The sequence below is a fragment of the Exiguobacterium sp. PFWT01 genome (assembly GCF_018255795.1).
GTDB lineage: Bacteria > Bacillota > Bacilli > Exiguobacteriales > Exiguobacteriaceae > Exiguobacterium.
In genome coordinates, this window is sequence record NZ_CP073755.1 from 1683681 (window position 1) to 1703529 (window position 19849).

Annotated in this window: 21 protein-coding genes; all 21 read right to left on the reverse strand. The window is 48.3% G+C overall.

Annotated elements, in window-relative coordinates; all coding sequences use genetic code 11:
* Positions 1–15 precede the first annotated feature (15 nt).
* The gene (locus KD909_RS08720) at positions 16–1716 is read right to left on the reverse strand and encodes a proline--tRNA ligase (protein ID WP_211782885.1); all 1701 of its coding nucleotides are present in this window, start codon (positions 1714–1716) and stop codon (positions 16–18) included.
* A 32-nt stretch (positions 1717–1748) separates the two neighbouring features.
* Entirely contained in the window at positions 1749–2999 is a 1251-nt protein-coding gene (rseP, locus tag KD909_RS08725) for an RIP metalloprotease RseP (RefSeq protein ID WP_015881422.1), read from the reverse strand.
* A gap of 3 nt (positions 3000–3002) precedes the next feature.
* On the reverse strand, positions 3003–4160 hold the full coding sequence (gene dxr / locus KD909_RS08730) for a 1-deoxy-D-xylulose-5-phosphate reductoisomerase (RefSeq protein WP_015881421.1): 1158 nt from the start codon (positions 4158–4160) through the stop codon (positions 3003–3005).
* Positions 4161–4174: 14 nt separating this feature from the next.
* On the reverse strand, positions 4175–4972 hold the full coding sequence (locus tag KD909_RS08735; protein WP_015881420.1) for a phosphatidate cytidylyltransferase: 798 nt from the start codon (positions 4970–4972) through the stop codon (positions 4175–4177).
* Position 4973: 1 nt separating this feature from the next.
* Positions 4974–5711: an undecaprenyl pyrophosphate synthase gene (locus KD909_RS08740; protein WP_015881419.1), complete on the reverse strand. Its 738-nt coding sequence runs from the start codon at positions 5709–5711 to the stop codon at positions 4974–4976.
* 84 nt (positions 5712–5795) lie between these two features.
* Positions 5796–6356, reverse strand: coding sequence for a ribosome recycling factor (gene frr / locus KD909_RS08745; RefSeq protein WP_031421698.1), 561 nt, complete (start codon positions 6354–6356; stop codon positions 5796–5798).
* Complete coding sequence (pyrH, locus tag KD909_RS08750; protein WP_015881417.1) at positions 6353–7078, reverse strand: UMP kinase; 726 nt, start codon at positions 7076–7078, stop codon at positions 6353–6355. The genes frr and pyrH overlap by 4 nt, the downstream gene beginning before the upstream one ends.
* 110 nt (positions 7079–7188) lie before the next feature.
* On the reverse strand, positions 7189–8070 hold the full coding sequence (gene tsf / locus KD909_RS08755; RefSeq protein ID WP_031421696.1) for a translation elongation factor Ts: 882 nt from the start codon (positions 8068–8070) through the stop codon (positions 7189–7191).
* A 117-nt stretch (positions 8071–8187) separates the two neighbouring features.
* Entirely contained in the window at positions 8188–8928 is a 741-nt protein-coding gene (gene rpsB, locus KD909_RS08760; RefSeq protein ID WP_015881415.1) for a 30S ribosomal protein S2, read from the reverse strand.
* Between the two features lie 152 nt (positions 8929–9080).
* The gene (locus KD909_RS08765; RefSeq protein WP_211781348.1) at positions 9081–9473 is read right to left on the reverse strand and encodes a hypothetical protein; all 393 of its coding nucleotides are present in this window, start codon (positions 9471–9473) and stop codon (positions 9081–9083) included.
* Between the two features lie 12 nt (positions 9474–9485).
* The gene (locus KD909_RS08770) at positions 9486–10256 is read right to left on the reverse strand and encodes a FliA/WhiG family RNA polymerase sigma factor (protein ID WP_015881413.1); all 771 of its coding nucleotides are present in this window, start codon (positions 10254–10256) and stop codon (positions 9486–9488) included.
* Between the two features lie 12 nt (positions 10257–10268).
* Complete coding sequence (locus KD909_RS08775; protein ID WP_015881412.1) at positions 10269–10754, reverse strand: chemotaxis protein CheD; 486 nt, start codon at positions 10752–10754, stop codon at positions 10269–10271.
* Positions 10747–11346 (reverse strand): chemotaxis protein CheC, encoded by a 600-nt coding sequence (locus tag KD909_RS08780; protein WP_015881411.1) that lies wholly within the window; start codon positions 11344–11346, stop codon positions 10747–10749. Before KD909_RS08780 ends, KD909_RS08775 begins: the two co-directional genes overlap by 8 nt.
* Positions 11336–11767 (reverse strand): chemotaxis protein CheW, encoded by a 432-nt coding sequence (locus KD909_RS08785; protein WP_015881410.1) that lies wholly within the window; start codon positions 11765–11767, stop codon positions 11336–11338. Before KD909_RS08785 ends, KD909_RS08780 begins: the two co-directional genes overlap by 11 nt.
* A gap of 12 nt (positions 11768–11779) precedes the next feature.
* Positions 11780–13771, reverse strand: a complete 1992-nt coding sequence (locus KD909_RS08790; RefSeq protein WP_211781349.1) for a chemotaxis protein CheA — start codon at positions 13769–13771, stop codon at positions 11780–11782.
* 19 nt (positions 13772–13790) lie between these two features.
* On the reverse strand, positions 13791–14630 hold the full coding sequence (locus KD909_RS08795; protein ID WP_074037232.1) for a MinD/ParA family protein: 840 nt from the start codon (positions 14628–14630) through the stop codon (positions 13791–13793).
* Positions 14609–15676, reverse strand: a complete 1068-nt coding sequence (locus KD909_RS08800; protein WP_211781350.1) for a flagellar biosynthesis protein FlhF — start codon at positions 15674–15676, stop codon at positions 14609–14611. Before KD909_RS08800 ends, KD909_RS08795 begins: the two co-directional genes overlap by 22 nt.
* A 1-nt stretch (position 15677) precedes the next feature.
* A complete protein-coding gene (gene flhA, locus KD909_RS08805) occupies positions 15678–17699 on the reverse strand; it encodes a flagellar biosynthesis protein FlhA (protein WP_371744368.1) in 2022 nt (673 codons plus the stop codon).
* Positions 17700–17712: 13 nt separating this feature from the next.
* Entirely contained in the window at positions 17713–18807 is a 1095-nt protein-coding gene (gene flhB, locus KD909_RS08810) for a flagellar biosynthesis protein FlhB (RefSeq protein WP_047795412.1), read from the reverse strand.
* The gene (gene fliR, locus KD909_RS08815) at positions 18804–19574 is read right to left on the reverse strand and encodes a flagellar biosynthetic protein FliR (protein WP_147537295.1); all 771 of its coding nucleotides are present in this window, start codon (positions 19572–19574) and stop codon (positions 18804–18806) included. Before fliR ends, flhB begins: the two co-directional genes overlap by 4 nt.
* Positions 19571–19843, reverse strand: coding sequence for a flagellar biosynthesis protein FliQ (fliQ, locus tag KD909_RS08820; protein WP_015881403.1), 273 nt, complete (start codon positions 19841–19843; stop codon positions 19571–19573). Before fliQ ends, fliR begins: the two co-directional genes overlap by 4 nt.
* Positions 19844–19849 lie beyond the last annotated feature (6 nt).

Here is a 19849-nt window from a genome sequence, read left to right on the forward strand (position 1 = left end):
TGTCACCTTCATCCATTAATGAACTTCGCTAAATTTTGAAGCGATGACTTCTTTCAATTCATCGATTGATGTTTCAATCACTTCACCTGTTGCACGTACTTTCACTTCAACGATGCCTTCGCCGGCTTTTTTCCCGACGTTCACGCGAATCGGAAGTCCAATCAAATCTGCATCTGCAAACTTGACGCCCGCGCGTTCTTTTCGGTCGTCGAACAAGACATCGTATGTTTGACCAAGCTCTTCATAAAGACGGTTCGCCAACTCGACTTGCGTCTCATCTTTTGCATTGATTGCGATCAAATGGAGATCGAACGGCGCCACGTTACGTGGCCAAACGATTCCACGGTCGTCGTGATGTTGTTCGACGATGGCTGAAAGTGTGCGTGACACTCCGATGCCGTAGCAACCCATGATGAGTGGTTCGGCACGACCCTCTTCGTTGAGGAATGTCGCACCCATCGCTTCTGAATATCGTGTTCCGAGTTTAAATACTTGTCCCACTTCAATCCCACGAGCAAAACGAACCGGACCGGACTCATCAGGTGCCAAATCGCCTTCGACAACGAAACGTAAATCGTGGTATGTCATCTCGGCAAGGTCGCGCGCAGCATTTACACCCGTATAGTGTGTGTTCGCCTCGTTAGCACCACAGACTGCATCGACTAAGTACTTGACCGCATAGTCGGCAACGACTTTGACCGGAGCGTTAATCGGTCCGAGTGTACCTGGTGCACAGTTGAACAACTCAACGATTTTCGCTTCTTCTTCAAGTTGAATGTCGAGTCCACCGAGTGCGTTCTTCACTTTGACTTCATTCGCTTCGTGGTCGCCACGAACGATTGCCATGACAGTTTCGCCATCCACGTTAAACAAGACAGATTTGATTGTCGTCTTCGGATCCACATTCAAGAATGCCGCCACGTCCTCAATCGTACGATTTTCTTCCGTGTTCACTTTTTCGAGGGGACGAACGTCAGCTTGTTGCATCTCATAACGGTCGAGCGTTTCGGCCATCTCGATGTTCGCCGCATAGTTCGACGTGTCCGTGTAGACAATTGTATCTTCACCAATATCCGCAAGCGCTTGGAATTCATGCGTGTCTTTCCCGCCGATTGCCCCAGAGTCTGCGACGACCGGACGATACTTCAGTCCTGTACGGTCGAAGATACGTGAGTAGGCATTATACATGTTGGTATATTCTTCATCTAAGTCTTCTTGTGTCGCGTGGAATGAATAGGCGTCTTTCATCAAGAATTCGCGTCCGCGCAGCAATCCAAAACGTGGTCGACGCTCATCACGATACTTCGTTTGAATCTGGTACAAGTTCATCGGTAGTTTTTTATACGAGTTGAGCTCGTCTCGGACGATCGATGTGATCAATTCTTCGTGTGTCGCACCGAGTGCGAAGCGACGGTCATGACGGTCCGTCAAGCGCATCAACTCAGGACCGTAAATGCCCCATCGTCCTGTCTCTTCCCAAAGTTCTGCCGGTTGGATGGCAGGCATCAATAACTCTTGAGCTCCGGCACGATTCATCTCTTCACGGATGATCGTTTGGATGTTGTGTAACACTTTATGTCCGAGTGGAAGATAAGAATAAATTCCTGCCGCATTTTGACGGATGAATCCTCCACGGACGAGGAGTTGATGGCTGACCGCTTCCGCGTCAGCCGGAACTTCTCTCAATGTAGGCATGAGCAATCTAGATTGTTTCATACAGTTCAACGTTTCCCTTCTCTACAAACAGCTTATTTAAAGAATGATTGAATGTCGTTCCAAGTGACAATCAACATTAAAATCATCAAGAGTGCGAATCCGATAAAGTGGACGAATCCTTCTTTTTTCGGATCGATTGGACGTCCGCGTACCGCTTCGAACAAGAGGAAAATCAAACGTCCTCCGTCTAACGCTGGCAATGGGAGCAAGTTGAAGATGGCAAGGTTGACGGAGAGAAGCGCTGTCCAGTTCAATAGCATGATCAAACCGCTCGCCGCTACTTCATCTGTCATCCGTACAATCCCGACCGGACCTGCTAGTTGATCGACACCGACTTGTCCTGTCACCAAATCACCGACCGCAGAGAAGATGAGCGTCGACATCGTCCATGTCGTTTCCGCTCCCGTCGTCACGGCTTTGACCGGTGATCGCTCGAGTGCGTTCGTGACACCAAGGATCCCGACCGTCTCTCCGTTTTGTTCGACTGCTTGTGGTGTAAGGGTGACAGTTGCTTCCTCCCCATCACGGACATACGTGACTTCCGTAGGGGTGTCCGCCCGGTCTTCTAAAGCAGATCGTAAGTCGAGCCAATCGGTAATCGGCTCACCTTCTATCGATACGATTTCATCCCCGCTCATCAAACCAGCCTCATCAGCGGCTGAATCCGGTTGAACCGTACCGATTTGACCATCGTTCGTCGGGGTTCCTTGAACGAGCCCCACAATAATGAGCAAGATGAACGCCAAGACGAAGTTCATCGCCGGACCGGCTGCGATGGCCAAGACACGTTTCCAAACCGACTGGGCTCCAAATGTTCGATCATACGGTGCGATTTGAATTTCCATCCCTTGGTCGACAAGGAGTGTGTCTCGCTCTAATGAATAGACACGCACTTCCTCATCGATGAGAAGTTGCACTTTCAACTCATGTGTCGAATCGAACTTATCGACGGTTCCGACGACATGGACATCTGTAGCCGTGTCCGGTTGGAAGTAGACACGATCGACCGTCCCCTGTTCGGTGAGCCGGAGTCCGACATGCTGACCCGCACGGACTTCAATCGGTTCAAAATCTTCTCCGGCCATTTTGACGTAGCCACCGATTGGTAAAAGACGAATGGTATAGAGCGTTTCATTTTTACGGAATGAAACAATTTTTGGACCGAATCCGATTGCAAACTCGTGACAGAGAATGCCTGCCCGTTTCGCCATGACGAGGTGTCCCCATTCGTGTACCGAAATGAGAACGCCAAACATCAAAACGATGGCGATAAAAGTCGTCATGATTTATTCCCCACCTTCAATTCCTTGCTGAATCTGTTGACGTACTGCTCGGTCAACTTCTAGAATTTGCGCGAGCGTCGGCTCGGCGATGACCTCATGTCGAGCCATCGCATCTTCGACGAGTCGTTCAATCTCTAAAAACGTAATCTGACCGTTCAAGAATAGGTCTACTGCCACTTCATTGGCTGCATTCAGGACGGTCGGCATGGAACCACCGGCTCTTCCTGCTTCGAACGCTAACCGGAGTGCCGGGTAGCGATTGAAATCAGCCTCTTCAAAATGCAGCTTTCCGATTTCCTTCAAGTTTAACCGCTTATTCCCCTCGATTTCAAGCCGCTTCGGTCCCGATAGCGCATAAAGGATCGGACCACGCATATCCGGGTTTCCGAGCTGGGCCATCACGGCAGCATCTTTAAATTCAACCATCGAATGAATAATCGATTCACGATGTAAGATGACTTCAATATCATTATAATCGATATCGAACAGCCAGTGTGCCTCGATGACTTCAAGGCCTTTGTTGAACATCGTCGCCGAATCGATGGTGATTTTTGCTCCCATTGACCAGTTCGGATGATTCAGTGCGTCTTCAACAGTCACATCAGCCAGCTCATCGCGTGAACGATCACGGAAACTACCGCCTGAAGCCGTTAGAATAATCTTGGATACATCTTCTCTTCGTTCCCCGTTCAAACATTGATAGATCGCGGAGTGTTCACTGTCGACAGGCAACAGGTTGACCCCATGTTCTTTCACGGCCGCTTTGACAAGATGTCCTGCGGTAACGAGTGTTTCCTTGTTGGCGAGTGCAATATCTTTCCCTGCTTGAATCGCCGCAAGCGTCGGTTCAAGTCCAACTGCTCCAACGACTGCCGTCACGACGATGTCAGCCCGTTCTGCCGTCGCACACTCCTTCAGCCCCTCCGGTCCAATAAAATAGAGAGGTTCATATGTAAGACGCGGCTTCAACTGTTCGAGTACTTCGATACTCGTTGCCGACACATATTTTGGTCTAAGTCGATTGATCCATTCCGTGGCGACCTCGACGTTCGTTCCGAACGCATACGCCTCAAGTTCAAACAGGTCAGGGTGCTGTTCGATGACGTCACAAGTTTGAACGCCAATCGAACCAGTCCCCCCAATTAAGCTAATTCGCTTCATCTCGACACTCCTTTTTAAAGCAGATTAAACACCCAAATGACGGTAAAGACCGCAATCATACTATCAAACCGGTCTAAAATGCCACCATGTCCCGGTAACAGATGACCTGAATCTTTGACTCCGTACTGGCGCTTATAAGCAGACTGCACCAAATCCCCGAGCTGGCCGACTACCGCCACGACAATCGCTAAAATGACGACCTCGATCATCGGCAAGATCGGATCAATCCAGACGAAGATGATACCGAGTACAATCGCAGAAACAATGCCCCCAATCGCCCCTTCAATCGTCTTATTCGGACTAATCGATGGCCATAACTTGGCTTTCCCGAATGCTTTTCCGGTAAAATACGCTCCCGAGTCTGTCGCCCAAATCATAAACAAGATTAGCAGCACTTTCGATAGACCGTCCTCAGAGAGCCGGACTAACGCAAAACTAGAGAAACCGACGACTAAATAGACGGCTGAAACGAAGTAAAAACTGGCATCTTCATACGTGAATCGATTTTTCGTGACCACTGTCCAAAACAGCAACAACACAAGCCCTAAGACGAGCCATTGTTCAATCGAGAACGGTAGTTCATCCGTGACAACCTGAGTCTCGAGCAATAATAAGAGGAATGGGAACGCCACGAGGAGCGCTGTCACCAAGAACGGAAACGCCAACAGCTTATGCTGTCGCATCAACGTGAATTCACTCAATCCGATGAGTGCCAAAATCCCCATCAATGAAACAAAGGCATTGCCTCCAAGCGCAATCACCGTGATAAAGATGGCTCCTGCCCATAGTCCTGTAATAATACGTGTCTTCATGTTACACCCCACCAAAACGTCGCGTGCGCGCGTTGTATGATTCAATCGCTTCTACAAAATGCTCACGCTTAAATTCCGGCCACAATACTTCTGTGAAATGAAGTTCAGCATACGCGCTTTGCCATAATAAAAAGTTAGAGAGTCGTTGCTCACCGCTCGTCCGAATAACGAGATCCACGTCTTGAACGTGTGTCATGAGTCGTTCACCAATCATACGGTCATCGATGTCGTCTGCTCGAACCGAACCGGACTGAACGTCTACTGCAATGCTCCGCATCGCTTGAACGAGCTCATCTCGTCCCCCGTAGTTGAGTGCGAAGACAAGGTTCAATCCTGTGTTCGCAACGGTCCGCTCTCTCGCTTCATCAACGGCTTCGCGTGTCTCTCGTGGGAGTTTCGACGTATCTCCCGCAACGAGCACCCGTACATTCTGTTCATGGAGTTCTTTCAAATCGGTCTCCAAAAACTGTTTCGGCAGTTTCATCAAGAATGAGACTTCCTCTTCCGGACGAGTCCAATTCTCTGTAGAGAACGCATAAAGCGTCAGAGACCGAATCCCGAGTTCTTGTGCTGTTCGTACCGCTTCCCGGATGGACTTCATCCCTTCCCGGTGACCCATGATGCGAGGGAGACCACGTTTTTTGGCCCAGCGTCCATTTCCATCCATGATGATGGCTACGTGCTCAGGAACACTTAACTCCGCCTCGATTTTCGTTTTAGGATTCACCCATTTAAACATTCTGTTATCCTCCTGATTGTATGAAAGAAGGACCCTCTCAGAAAAAGGGTCCCCACACAGCTTTTTGGTATACCACTTCCGTGATTACACTTCCATGATTTCTTTTTCTTTAATTGCTGCAGATTCATCAATCTTCTTGATATACGAATCCGTCAACGTTTGAACGTCATCTGCATATCCGCGGAGATCGTCTTCTGTTAACTCGCCATCTTTCTCGAGTTTCTTCAAGTTTTCGTTTGCATCACGACGTACGTTACGGACAGCGACCTTCGCTTCTTCTGCGTATTTTTTCGTGACTTTAACTAATTCTTTACGACGTTCTTCCGTCAATGCAGGAATCGCCAAACGGATGACCGTACCGTCAGATGATGGAGACAAGCCGAGGTCTGCCTTTTGAATCGCTTTCTCTACTTCAGAAACCATCGACTTATCCCATGGTTGAATCAAAAGTAGACGCGCTTCTGGTGTATTGATGTTTGCCACTTGATTAAGTGGTGTTGGGACACCATAGTAATCAACTTGGACAGGATCCAAAATCGATGCGCTGGCACGGCCAGTGCGAAGCGTTCCAAAATCACGTTTAAGTGAAGAATGCGCTTTTTCCATTTTTTCTTCAGCTGTTTTCAATACTTCTTTGACACTCATGAATTGACTCCTCCTACTACCGTCCCGATATGTTCCCCGAGAACGACACGTTTAATGTTACCTTCTTCAAGCAATGAGAATACAATCAATGGAATGTGGTTGTCCATACAAAGTGACGTTGCTGTCGAGTCCATGACTTGAAGTCCATCCTTTAAGACGTCAAGGTAAGACAGCGTATCGTACTTCACTGCCGTCGCATCCAATTTCGGATCGGCTGAATAGACGCCGTCCACATTGTTTTTCCCCATTAAAATGACATCAGCTTCAATTTCAGCCGCACGGAGGGCAGCTGTCGTGTCCGTTGAGAAATATGGGTTACCTGTGCCGGCCGCAAAGATGACGACGCGTCCTTTTTCAAGATGACGCATTGCGCGACGACGAATGTATGGTTCAGCAACTTGTCGCATTTCAATTGATGTTTGGACGCGCGTTTGGACACCGTACGTTTCAAGGCTATCTTGAAGAGCAAGTGAGTTCAATACAGTTGCGAGCATACCCATGTAATCTGCGTTTGCCCGATCCATCCCGAGTTCACTACCCGTCTTTCCACGCCAAATGTTTCCGGCACCTACAACAACAGCGACTTCTACACCCATCTCGATCAATTCTTTAATTTGACTTGAGATTGAGTTTACAATGTTAGGGTCGATCCCGTAACCTTGATCTCCAGCGAGCGCTTCTCCACTCAATTTTAACACAATTCGTTTATATTTCGGTTCCATAACTTTGCCTCCTCTTGCTTGAAAAAAGGGAACACGCTCCCTTAACGAACTAACTCAAGGTTATACAGACGTGTTCCCAATTTTAGTTGTATCACAGATTGTGATACAGATTATTTTTTAAGTTGGTTCATAACTTCTTCAGCAAAGTTCTCTTCACGTTTCTCCATACCTTCTCCTACTTCGAAGCGTACGAACGAGTTGATTTTTCCGCCTTTTGATTCTACGTACTTACCAACTTTGAAGTCGCTGTCTTTTACGAACGTTTGGTCAACGAGGCAGATTTCCTCGAAGTACTTGTTCATACGACCAGCAATCATCTTCTCAACGATGTTAGCAGGCTTGCCTTCGTTGAGTGCTTGCTCAGTCAAGACTTTCTTCTCGCGGTCGATTTCTTCAGCTGATACTTCATCGCGTGTCGCGTAAAGTGGGCTAGCTGCAGCAACGTGCATTGCAACGTCTTTAGCAACTGTCTCGTCAGATGTGCCGTCGATGACAACGACTGACCCGATGCGACCACCCATGTGGAGGTACGTACCGAATACTGCATCGTCAGCTTTTTCAAGAACAGCTACACGACGGAGTGAGATTTTCTCTCCGATTGTAGAAGCTTCTTCTTGGATGTACGTTTCAAGTGTTTTACCTGCTTCGTACTCAGCCGCGAGTGCCGCTTCTGCAGTTGTTGCGCCTGATGCGAGTACTGCTTTTGCTACGTTGTTCACGAGTGTTTGGAACTTCTCGTTCTTCGCAACGAAGTCTGTTTCTGAGTTGATTTCGACGAGCACAGCTTTGTTGCCTTCAACTGCTACTGCTGTCAAACCTTCAGCGGCGATACGATCACCTTTTGCTGCTGCTTTAGCGATTCCTTTTTCGCGAAGGAAGTCGATTGCTGCTTGCATGTCACCGTCTGTTTCAACGAGTGCTTTTTTGCAATCGAGCATTCCTGCTCCTGTTTTTTCACGAAGTTCTTTTACCATTGCTGCTGTAACTGCCATCGGAAATTCCTCCTTGTAAAACTAACGAATTTTAAGAAAAAGCACAGGGCTTTTTGATTACATGTCCTAAAAAAAGGTGATAAAAGGCTTTCCCTTTATCACCTATTGTCTCACTGATTACTCAGCTTCTGTAGCTTCAGCTTCTGTCGCTACAGCTTCTTCAGCAACTTCTTCTTCACCTTGCTTCGCTTCGATGATTGCATCAGCCATCTTCGAAGTGAGCAATTTAACTGCACGAATCGCATCGTCGTTCGCTGGGATTACGTAGTCGATTTCGTCTGGGTCACAGTTTGTGTCGACAATCGCAACGATTGGGATGTTCAATTTGTGAGCTTCCGCGATTGCGATACGCTCTTTACGTGGGTCAACGATGAAGAGGGCGTCAGGCACACCAGGCATGTCCTTGATTCCGCCGAGGAACTTCTCAAGACGAGTCATTTCTTTCTTCAAGATGATGACTTCTTTCTTAGGAAGTACTTCGAACGTGCCGTCTTCTTCCATTTTTTCGAGTTGCTTCAAGCGGTTAATACGCTTTTTGATTGTTGAGAAGTTAGTGAGTGTTCCACCCAACCAACGCTCGTTAATGAAGAACATTCCAGAACGGATTGCTTCCTCTTTGATTGTATCTTGAGCTTGTTTTTTCGTACCAACGAAGAGGACGTTTCCGCCTTCTGCCGCGAGTTCACGAACAAAGTTGTAAGCTTCGTCTACTTTTTTGACCGTCTTTTGAAGGTCGATGATGTAGATCCCGTTACGCTCTGTGAAGATGTATTTCGCCATTTTTGGGTTCCAACGGCGTGTTTGGTGACCGAAGTGTACACCAGCTTCAAGCAATTGCTTCATTGAAATTACTGCCATGATAAATTTCCTCCTTGTGGTTTAAAAAAGTCCTCCGCCTCGTTCATTGTTGTATTCCGACCTTTCGGCACCGAGGAATATCATCCCGAGACGTGTGTGATGTGTTTAACACCGAGAATTACTATAGCATATGTCACGAAATCCGGCAACTCTCACTTTTTACGAAGTTTCGCATACAGCGCGAGCTCGCCCTCGCCTTTTCCTAGGATACGGGCGGCGTCCCGGACGGAATGTCGCAACAAGACATCGTCCACGTCGATTGACGCGGACGGTGTCGTCTCTTCTGTCGCCTCTACGACCGTTTGGACAGATGCATTGACAACGGGTGTTGGAGCTTCCTCTCGTTGAACCACGTTCGAACGTTCAGCGGATTCCTGAATGACGAGGTCGTTCATCGACTCCATGAACGAAAGAAGCAACGTTTCAGTCTCTTGCTTCTCTCGTTCGAGTCGATCGACTCGTTCCTGCAGCGCTTGAACTTGTCGGTAGCCGAATAAAAAACCGTAAGCAACCAAACAAGCTGTGATCACATATACAATATACACTTGTTCATCTCCTTACGATGTCTTTTCTTCTAAATAGGACCGACCGAGCGCATGCTTTAACGTCTTCAACGCTTTGGAATGAATTTGCGATATCCGCGATGTGGACAGTTCAAGCACTTCCCCAATCTCTGTCAACGTCAGTTCGTCAAAGTAAAACAAAGATACGACGAGTCGCTCTTTTTCAGATAAATGGTCAACCTCAGCAGCCAGGACGTCAATCAATTCGCGTTGTAATAACGTATCTTCAGGCTTTTCAGAATCCGGATCGAAATACGTGACAGACATGACTTTTCCTTCTTCTTGCAACGTCACGGCCTCATCAATCGACAACATATTAGCAAAGTACCCTTCCGCCATCGTTCGTTCGATTTCTGAGATCGGCAGGTCGCATGCCGAAGCTAATTCGCTCTTCGTCGGAGCTCGATGTAACGACTGTTCAAGCTGTTCTGCCACGTGATCGATTTTTTTTACTTTTTCTCGAACCGACCGAGGTAACCAGTCCACTTTTCGTAAGCCGTCGATTATGGCGCCTCGTATCCGAAACGCAGCATACGTATCAAATTTATTGTTGTGCTCTGGATCATATTTCATAAGGGCATCGTACAATCCCATGTAACCCAAACTTTTCAATTCGTCGCGTTCGACGCTCTTTGGAAGCGTCACGATCATCCGTTGTACGTGGTAGTGGATGAGAAACTCGTAATGTGCTAGTAATTCGTTTGCTGTATCCATATCACGGTCCATATTCCAGCGATCCCACAACTGTGTAAGATGAGTCGTCATGTCGATCCCCCCTTATAGTTCTTTCGTACCCACGCTCACCGTCCGAATCGACAAGACGGATGTTGCGACATCAAATTCGATCGTCCGCCCGTTATGTCCGCCGCAATCTTCTGCCACGAGCGGTATACGATGGACTTTTAATGCTTGACGGATCGCCTCGGCGTTTCGCTCACCGATTCGCATCGCTTCGTTCTCATATTTAAACTGAAACATCTGAGCGCCGCCTGCCATCTTCGCTTGCAGTCGCGTTGCCCCTTCTCGCTTCAATGAATGGACGAGTGCATCGATGGCTGTATCTGCGTATTTTCCTACTTCAATCGTCTGGTTCTTACGAGCAATCGTCGAGTCCGGCAACATGACATGTGCCATCGCCGCCAATTGGAGGCGGGTGTCATACAAAATGACACCCACACATGATCCGAGCCCGGCTGTACGTAGCCGATTTGGTGCGGTCGTCTGCTTCCATTCGGCAATGCCGATTTTTAATACATCAGCCATTGCCAAGCAACCGTTCTTGAATCCGTTTGAGCGACCCATGTGTCGGTAGGAACAACACATGTCCTGCGCTTACTTTTTGATCGATCATAAATGTCGTGTCGATGTAGAGCGCCGCGTCTTCCTCAGGTTGGACGGACGTGACGACAAATTCAACAATCGAACCCGCCATATCGATGGCCGTTGCCGGCACTTGAATCATGATCGGTGTCTGTAACCAGTCACCTAGCGCCCGTGCATAAGCACCACTCATGATATTCCCGACCTCTTCCCAAGCCGATTGACCGAGCTCATCAAAAGAATCAAATGAATACGGCATCCCAATCAAGGTCGAAACCATTTGCTCGGCATCTTCCACGGCGAACAAAATGAGGATCATTCCACGAATGTCACCATCTAATTCCAATAAGACCGAGGCAACATGTCGTTCCGGACCGCCGACTCGCTCTGGTAAATAAGTGATTGGTTCCATTTCGGCAGAAGACACGGTAATGTTCACCGGTTTCGAGAGCATGGCGGACAAAGCAGTCGCCGCATGTCCAGACCCTATATTTCCCAGTTCCTTTAACAGGTCTTGTTCAAACTCACTCAGCATACTGTTCCTCAAACAACGCGTTCGCATCGAGTAATGAGAAGAGTTTATCTTCTCCTTTTGCGATTGCTGTCAAATGTGCCGAGAGCATATCGCGGCTTGATTCCGGAATCGGTTCAATGCGTACTTCGTCGCTTTCCACGACCTCATTCGCACGGTCGACGATAAATCCGGCATCTCCTTGATTCAACGAGGCGATCAGGATGCGTGTCTCATCCGTCGGTTCAATTTCTTCGTACCCAAGTCGTAAGCGAAGGTCGATGACCGGCGTGACGACACCACGAAGGTTGATGACCCCTTTCACATGTGACGGTGCGTTCGGCACCCGCGTGATCGGCTGAAGTCGCTCGATTGAACGGACCGACTGTACGTCGATCCCATACGTATTTTCTTCAAGTGAAAAGACTACCCATTTCTGTTCCATCAATATTCCTCCTTAAAAGAGATCGTTACTATCTACGATAAGGGCGACGCGACCGTCACCGAGAATGGTCGCACCAGAGATAGCCGGAATCCCTTCCAGATACGTACCGAGCGGTTTCATGACAATTTCTTGTTGACCAATCAAATCGTTGACGACGACGCCGACGAGTTTGTTGCCTTTTCGAACGACGACGACCGGGAATTGCGTCTTCGTCTCAGATTCGATGCCAAACATTTCTTTCAAGTAGACGAGTGGAACCAATTGACCACGGAAGTCGAAAACTCGCTCACGGTGAGCCGTCAAAATGTCCGCTTCGTCAAGCAATGTCGTTTCAAGGATTGATGTCAATGGAATCGCATACGATTCCTCTCCCACTTGAACAAGCATCGCCGAGATGATAGAGAGAGTGAGAGGTAAGCTGACTTGGAACTTCGTGCCCTGTCCCGAAACCGTTTCTAAAGAAACGACACCACCGAGTGACTCGATTTTATTTTTGACGACATCCAGTCCGACACCGCGTCCTGACAAGTCAGTGACCACGTCTGCCGTCGAGAAGCCTGGAGCAAAGATCAGCATCGCCAATTCGTTCTCAGACATCGTCGTCGCTTCTTCATCTGTGATTACGCCGCGCTCCAACGCTTTCGAGCGAACCTTGTCGACGTTGATACCGGCACCGTCGTCCTCGATTTCAATGAAGACACGGTTTCCGCCGTGATATGCACGGAGTGCAAGCATGCCCTGTTCCGGTTTTCCGGCTTGAAGACGTACTTCCGGACGTTCGATACCGTGATCGATGGCGTTACGGATCAAGTGGACGAGCGGATCGCCAATTTCATCGATGACCGTGCGATCGAGTTCTGTTTCCGCACCTGAAATGTCCAACTGAACTTTTTTATGGATTTCTTTCGCAACCGAACGCACCATCCGTGGGAAGCGGTTGAACACTTGTTCGATCGGCATCATCCGGAGCGTCAAGACGAGTGACTGCAACTCGTTCGTGCCCCGCTTGATTTTTTCGACCGTTTCATTCAATTCCGGTTGACCGACTTCATCCGCCAAGCGCTCAAGGCGTCCACGGTCAATGATGAACTCTTCAAACAAGTTCATTAGACGATCAATCCGTTCTAAGTTGACGCGAATCGTTTTTGCTTGTGCTTGAGCGGCTACTTGCTCTTTCGTATCTTTCGCTTCTTCCTTGTCCGAGGTAGCTTGGACAACAGGTTCAGGCGCAATCGTTTCCGCTGTCACAGCAACTTCTGGCTCACTGACCGCTGTTTCCGTAAACGCATTGACTTCGACACGCTCCACTTCCGATACTTGAGCGATGGCATGTTCAATCACTTCTGCCGTCTCTTGTGACAAGAATAAGACGTCGAACGACAAGTCAAATTGCTCTTGTTCGATTTCTTCTGTCTCCGGATGTGTGCTGACGACCTCACCTAGTTCTTGAAGGCGATCGAATACCATATACGCACGGGCCGCTTTCAAGACGACCGCGTCAGACAGTTTGACTGTGATTTGATACGCCTCAAAGCCTGTCTGTTTGGCTTGCTCGATGACCGAGTTCGTATATAAATCAATCTCAAACGTGCTCGTCTCTGAAGTTTTTTCGACTGCGACTTCTTTCCCACCGATGAAGGATTGGAATGCGGCGACCGTTTCTGATACATCCACGTTCGCGCCTTGTCCTCCGCTTTCGATGTCCGCAATCATGTCTTCCATCTGTTCCATGGCGATGAACATCGTATCCAACAAGAGTTGGTTACTTTCCTTTTTGCCGCCACGGACGAGGTCGAGCGCGCTCTCCATCTCATGTGTCAAGTTGGCAACGCGTTCGTACCCCATCGTCGAAGACATCCCTTTTAGCGTGTGTGCCGACCGGAAGATCTCCTGTACAACATCCGCCCCACCCGATTGTTCTAATTTAAGTAATTGTGTGTTGATCGATTGGATATGTTCTTGGGATTCATCTAAAAACAACCCTAAGTATTCATTCACGTCCATCTCATTTGCCTCCCTGTCGTTATACTCGGTTCCACTGTTTTCGTAAGTTCCCCATCAAACGGTCCATCAAGTGACGTGGTTTCGGAGGCGTACCCGTAAGTGTTGTCAAAATTCGTTCGAGGCGCCAGCTAATATCACTCTTTCGGTTGTATTGATAAAACGGGACTTGGGCGATGACTGCCTTTCTGACAGATGAGTCGTCTGGTAGAAAGCCGAGGAATCGAATCGTCTTATTTAAAAACTGTTTACATGCGACTTCCATCCGTTCGAAACATTGAAGGGCTTCCTCACCGGACTGGGCTCGGTTGACGATGACGCCAAGCGGTAAGTCCGGGTACTGATGGTGCACCAGTTTCGTATATGCATAACCGTCCATTAGCGAGGTAGGTTCTGGAGTCAAAATCAAGAACATCTCATCGCAACCCGCGATGAATTGGAGTGAGGTGTCCGTCGCTCCAGCCCCCATATCGAACAGGACATAATCATATTCGGTCAATACTTCGAGTTCTCGCATGAGAAATTGCATGTCATCATCTGAGAGATGGACGAGTTGGTCCTGCCCACTCCCTCCATGTAATATATCGACACCATATACATTTTTCTGAACAGCTGCAGCCAATGGAATACGAGCTTTGACGGTCTCAATCATCGTTCTGGACTTCATGGCATTCATCAAGATGTGCACATTGGCCATTCCGATGTCAAAGTCGACAATCAACACTCGTTTTCCGAGTTCAGCTAGGGCGATGGCCGTGTTTACACAGACGTTCGTCTTTCCGACCCCACCTTTCCCACTCGCAAAGGCGATTGTCGTCGGATGGGCAGCATTGATTGCTCTTAAACGCCTTGCTTGGTCCATCTTGCCCACCCTTCTTTCTCAAACAGTCGTTTCGTCAGTGCGTCCGCATGCCCCCGAATCAGATCGTCCGGCACTTCTTGGCCGTCTGTCATCCAGGCGACCGGAAGACCGCTCTTTTTCACCATGCGGTACATCGCGTGGATATCACTTGTCTCGTCCGCCTTCGTAAAAATGAGTGAGCTAAGAGGCAATGACTCGAATTGCGAATAGATCATATCCATGTCCTTCGTTTTGGATGTCAAACTCAAAACGAGCGAAAGGCTTGTTTCAGTGAAGTCGTGATGTTCATGAAACTGTTCGACGTAAGCCGGATCGCGGAAATTTCGTCCCGCCGTGTCGATTAGCACGATGTCTTTACGAGCAAACAATTGTTTGGCACGTTTAAAGTCATGAAAATCATATGCCACTTCGACAGGTATACTCATGATTTCAGCATACGTCTTCAGCTGTTCGATGGCAGCGATTCGGTACGTGTCGGTCGTAATCAATCCGACCGTTTTGCCTTCCGTCAGCTTGAAGTGCGCCGCAAGTTTGGCAAGCGTGGTCGTCTTGCCGACCCCTGTCGGTCCGACGACCATGACATATCGCTTCGCTTCAGGCGGTTCAATGAACGACGATTTGACTTGTTCGTATACGAAACGTTCAGCTTCTTCTACAGATTTTGTCGTATAGTACAGTTCGTTCAGCGTTTCCTCCCACGACTCATCCGCAAAGGATTCTGTCGAGAGCAGCGATTCGACATGTTGCAACGAAGCGTGTAGTCTCGGTGCCGCTCCTCCAATCACACGTGGTGGTGTCTGCGTGATGACAGGTTGTGATGGTGTTGGTGTTGGAGCTGTCCGAACAGGGGCGGGTTGTCGTGGTTTTGTGACGACTTGCTCTTTTTCGAGCGCTGCGATGACCTCCACTTGCTTGGATGCAAAGAGACCGAACCATCCCGTTTTCACTTGTCGTGAGTTGAGGATGACCGCCTCGTCTCCGAGCTCTTGTTTCACTTTCGCCATCGCATCAGCCATGGTCTTCGCCGTAAACTTTTTAATCTGCATGTTAAATCACCCCAATACTTTTCACTTCGACGGAACTGAGTAATTCGTTATAAGCCAATACCGGCACATCTGGATAATATCGTTCGAGCAATTGACGAACGAACAGACGAATCGTTGGGGAACATAAAATCACAGCCGATGCCCCATATCGTTCAAACATCGACAGCTGTTCACCAGTGCGTTCGATAATCTCTCGAGCTTGCTCTGGGTCGAGCGCCAAATAGTTCCCGAACTCCGTTTTTTGAACCGCGTCTTGCACCGTCTGTTCTGTCTGTCCGCCGAGTGTCACGACATAAAGTGGACCTTCAGGTGGTTTGACTTGATCGGTCAATTGACGGGACAACCCTTGTCGGCAATACTCTCCTAAGATTTCCGCATCTTTCGTCACTTTTCCGTAGTCTGCCATCGTTTCAAATAGAAGCGGCAAGTTCCGAATGGAGACACTTTCTTGGAGTAAGTGGCGTAACACTTTCTGAATCTCGCCAATCGAGAGGACCGACGGTGTCACATCTTCGACGAGAACCGGATGGGTCTCTTTCAAATGTTCGACGAGTTGCTTCGTCTCTTCCCGACCGAGTAAATCTGCTGCATGTTTCTTCAACGTCTCGGTCAAATGGGTCGCGACGACAGAAGGTGGGTCGACGACGGTATACCCGCTCATTTCTGCACGTGTCCGTGTCTCTTCATCAATCCAAAGGGCAGGAAGACCGAATGCCGGTTCTGTCGTTTCAATTCCGTATACTTCGGGATCTTCAATTCCTGGGCTCATCGCCAAGTAATGGTCGAGCAATAACTCTCCCTCTGCGACGACGTTTCCTTTCACTTTGATCCGGTAGGCATTCGGTGACAGTTGCAAGTGGTCACGAATCCGGACCGTCGGTAAGATGAAGCCGAGCTCGAGTGCGAGCTGACGGCGAATCATGACGACACGGTCTAGCAGGTCGCCGCCTTGAGATTCATCTGCAAGGGGAATCAAGCCATACCCGAATTCAAATTCAATCGAGTCGATCTGTAACAGCGAGACGACTGATTCTGTCGGCGCTGTCGATGTTTCTTCTTCAATCATCGGCTCTTCCGTCGCCTGACGGATGTTTCGACGCATCGTGTAGGCGCCGAAGAATGCCGTTCCGGCGATGATCATCGTCACCGGAAGAAGGGGTGGCGACACGAATCCGAGCATGAAGACGATTGACCCGGCGATATAAAGGAGCGTCGGATTTTGAACGAGCTGGTCGACCACGTCTTCCCCTAAGTTTCCTTCCGAGACGGCACGAGTCACGATGATCCCCGTCGCGGTCGAAATCAAGAGTGCCGGGATTTGACTGACCAAGCCATCCCCGATTGTCATGAGCGAGAACGTCTGGAACGCTTCACCCACTGGTAGTCCCATTTGAACGACACCGATGATAATCCCGAAGATCAAGTTAATTGCCACGATGATAATCCCGGCGATTGCATCTCCTTTCACGAACTTCGATGCCCCGTCCATTGATCCATAGAAGTCCGCTTCGCTTTGAATTTTACGGCGACGCATCTGGGCTTCTTTGTCGTCAATCAAGCCAGAGTTCAAATCGGCATCGATGGCCATCTGTTTCCCCGGCATCGCATCGAGTGTGAAACGGGCAGATACTTCCGATACACGCTCCGCCCCTTTCGTGATGACAACGAATTGAATGATGACGAGAATCAAGAAGACGACGAATCCGACAAGGACGTTTCCGCCGATGACGAAATCACCGAACGTCTCGATAACTTCCCCTCCGTAGCCTTTTGATAAAATCGAACGGGTCGTCGATACGTTCAATCCGAGACGAAACAACGTCACAATCAATAAGAGAGAAGGGAATACGGAGAAGTCGAGTGCTTCCCGGGCATTCATCGCCACGAGAAGAATCATGATGGCGATTAAAATATTTACGATGATTAAAAAGTCTAATAAAAACCCCGGTAACGGGATGATCAGCATGATGACAATCATCAACACACCAATCAAGATTGCAAAGTCTTTCGCTTTTACTGCCAACACATACTCCTCCTCAAGACGGTTGCTTCATTTGATAGACGAATGCGAGCACTTCCGCAATGGCTTGATAAAACGATTCGTCCACCACTTCACCGATGTCGATTTGCGCATAAAGTGCGCGCGCGAGTGGTTTATTCTCAACAATCGCCACATCATGTTCTTTTGCGACATCTCGAATATGAAAGGCGACCCGATCGACCCCCTTGGCGACGACGAGTGGCGCAAAATCTTTCGTGTCATCATATCGAATGACGACCGCGTAATGGGTCGGGTTCGTGATGACGACATCGGCATTCGGAATCTCTTGCATCATCCGTCGCATCGCCATTTCCCTTTGTTGCTGTTTGATTTTGGATTTGATGAGCGGGTCACCTTCCGTATTTTTATACTCGTCTTTTATATCTTGCTTAGACATTCGGATTGATTTTTCGAAGTCAAACCGTTGATAGAAAAAATCGAGAAATGCGAGTGCCAAAAGTGCGACACTTACCCAAAGACCGAGTTCGATTGTGATACTCGCGAGTGCGACAATCGATTCACGAACTTGTTCGACGGCCATCCGAGACAGTTCTTTCTGATTTTTCCAAAGGACAGCGACAGCGGTTGTCAGGATGATTAACAATTTGAATAAGGACTTTAAAAATTCGACGACCGCTTTCATGCTGACAATGCGTTTGACCCCTTTGATCGGGTCGATCCGCTCTAGCTTTGGTTGAATGGCTTCTAAAGAAAATAACGTTCCGATTTGTAGGTAATTGATAAGAATCCCAAACACGACGGCGACGATAAAAAACGGAGCCAAAATCAGACCGACACGGAGCATTAAGTCGACGACCATATCCGACATGCCGCCCGTCACGTTAAACAATAAATACTCTGGACTGAGTAAATCGCTGATTAAAGCAAGCAATTGTTGCCCGATCACGGGACCGAAAAAAGATAACATGAGAAACATCGCAAAAAGTGCGAACGCTCCAGTCAAATCGGCTGATTTGGCGACTTGCCCCTTCTTTCGGGAGTCTTCCCGTTTACGCGGTGTCGCTTTTTCTGTCTTTTCGCCTGCAAAAAACTGTAGATTGACCGATAAAGGATATAGAGGCTTCTTCATGAGGCATCTCCTAATATGAGCATAAAGTCGTGCATCACTTCTTGTAATAGCGGGATGAACTGGCTGATCCCTGTCAATGTCAGTCCCATCAATAAAACCATGACGGCAAAGCCGGCGATAAGTTTAAATGAAAATCCGATGGCAAAGATATTGAACTGTGGCGCTGACTTCGCTAAAAATCCGAGAGCTAAGTCAACAAGTAGCAAGGAAGCCATCATCGGCAACGCCAATTGCAACGCGACCATCATGGTCATGGTGACGACTTTCACGGCCATCATCAAAGAGGCTTCGGTAAAGTTGATCATCGGTTGACCAGGCGGATAGATTTGAAAGCTATAATAAATGCCGTCAATCAGCAGAAGATGCAGGTTGCTCGTCAACAAAATGAACAGCGTAAAAATATAATAGAATCGTCCAATCAATGGCGATTGACCGCCAAACATCGGATCGTAGGCAGAAGCCATCGCTAATCCGAGCTGTAAATCAATGACCCCACCGGCAATTTGTGGTGCAAAAAATAGAATGTTGATTAACAGTCCAAGTAAAAGTCCGATCATGACTTCATAGACGACTTGCAGGACGAACGCATTCGTCATCTGGATTGGCTCGGTCAGTGTGAACATCGCGTAATACGCTAAAAACGCACTGAATCCGACGCGGTGCATGACCGGTAATTGTCTCGTCGAGAACAACGGGACACTGACAAAAAAGCCAGACAGTCGTGCGAACGTTAACCCATACATACTGATGAAGTCGACCGCATTCATTTCGATGCAACCTCGACCATCAACTCAAAGATCAAACGCGTGAATCCTTCAATCTGTTGAAGCATCCACGGTCCAAAGATGACGAGACCGATGAAGACCGAAATAATTTTCGGAACGAACGATAGCGTTTGTTCTTGAATTTGAGTCGTGGCCTGTAAAATCGAGATCACGAGACCGACGATCAGTGAGATGAGCAGAAGTGGCATTGATATTTTTAATAAGGTCCACACACTCTCTGTCGCCAAATAGATGACCATTTCTTGTGTCATGTCCGT

Bases quoted from the DNA above. Each gene is read 5' to 3' on its own strand.
- KD909_RS08775 (WP_015881412.1), bottom strand. From the start codon at position 10,754: ATGGCTGATGTATTAAAAATCGGCATTGCCGAATGGAAGCAGACGACC.
- KD909_RS08785 (WP_015881410.1), bottom strand. From the start codon at position 11,767: ATGGAACAGAAATGGGTAGTCTTTTCACTTGAAGAAAATACGTATGGG.
- KD909_RS08735 (WP_015881420.1), bottom strand. From the start codon at position 4,972: ATGAAGACACGTATTATTACAGGACTATGGGCAGGAGCCATCTTTATC.
- tsf (WP_031421696.1), bottom strand. From the start codon at position 8,070: ATGGCAGTTACAGCAGCAATGGTAAAAGAACTTCGTGAAAAAACAGGA.
- frr (WP_031421698.1), bottom strand. From the start codon at position 6,356: ATGAGTGTCAAAGAAGTATTGAAAACAGCTGAAGAAAAAATGGAAAAA.
- rpsB (WP_015881415.1), bottom strand. From the start codon at position 8,928: ATGGCAGTAATTTCAATGAAGCAATTGCTTGAAGCTGGTGTACACTTC.
- KD909_RS08720 (WP_211782885.1), bottom strand. From the start codon at position 1,716: ATGAAACAATCTAGATTGCTCATGCCTACATTGAGAGAAGTTCCGGCT.
- dxr (WP_015881421.1), bottom strand. From the start codon at position 4,160: ATGAAGCGAATTAGCTTAATTGGGGGGACTGGTTCGATTGGCGTTCAA.
- fliR (WP_147537295.1), bottom strand. From the start codon at position 19,574: ATGAATGCGGTCGACTTCATCAGTATGTATGGGTTAACGTTCGCACGA.
- rseP (WP_015881422.1), bottom strand. From the start codon at position 2,999: ATGACGACTTTTATCGCCATCGTTTTGATGTTTGGCGTTCTCATTTCG.
- KD909_RS08790 (WP_211781349.1), bottom strand. From the start codon at position 13,771: ATGGACGTGAATGAATACTTAGGGTTGTTTTTAGATGAATCCCAAGAA.
- pyrH (WP_015881417.1), bottom strand. From the start codon at position 7,078: ATGGAACCGAAATATAAACGAATTGTGTTAAAATTGAGTGGAGAAGCG.
- flhB (WP_047795412.1), bottom strand. From the start codon at position 18,807: ATGAAGAAGCCTCTATATCCTTTATCGGTCAATCTACAGTTTTTTGCA.
- KD909_RS08770 (WP_015881413.1), bottom strand. From the start codon at position 10,256: ATGACGACTCATCTTACACAGTTGTGGGATCGCTGGAATATGGACCGT.
- fliQ (WP_015881403.1), bottom strand. From the start codon at position 19,843: ATGACACAAGAAATGGTCATCTATTTGGCGACAGAGAGTGTGTGGACC.
- KD909_RS08740 (WP_015881419.1), bottom strand. From the start codon at position 5,711: ATGTTTAAATGGGTGAATCCTAAAACGAAAATCGAGGCGGAGTTAAGT.
- KD909_RS08795 (WP_074037232.1), bottom strand. From the start codon at position 14,630: ATGGACCAAGCAAGGCGTTTAAGAGCAATCAATGCTGCCCATCCGACG.
- KD909_RS08800 (WP_211781350.1), bottom strand. From the start codon at position 15,676: ATGCAGATTAAAAAGTTTACGGCGAAGACCATGGCTGATGCGATGGCG.
- KD909_RS08780 (WP_015881411.1), bottom strand. From the start codon at position 11,346: ATGCTGAGTGAGTTTGAACAAGACCTGTTAAAGGAACTGGGAAATATA.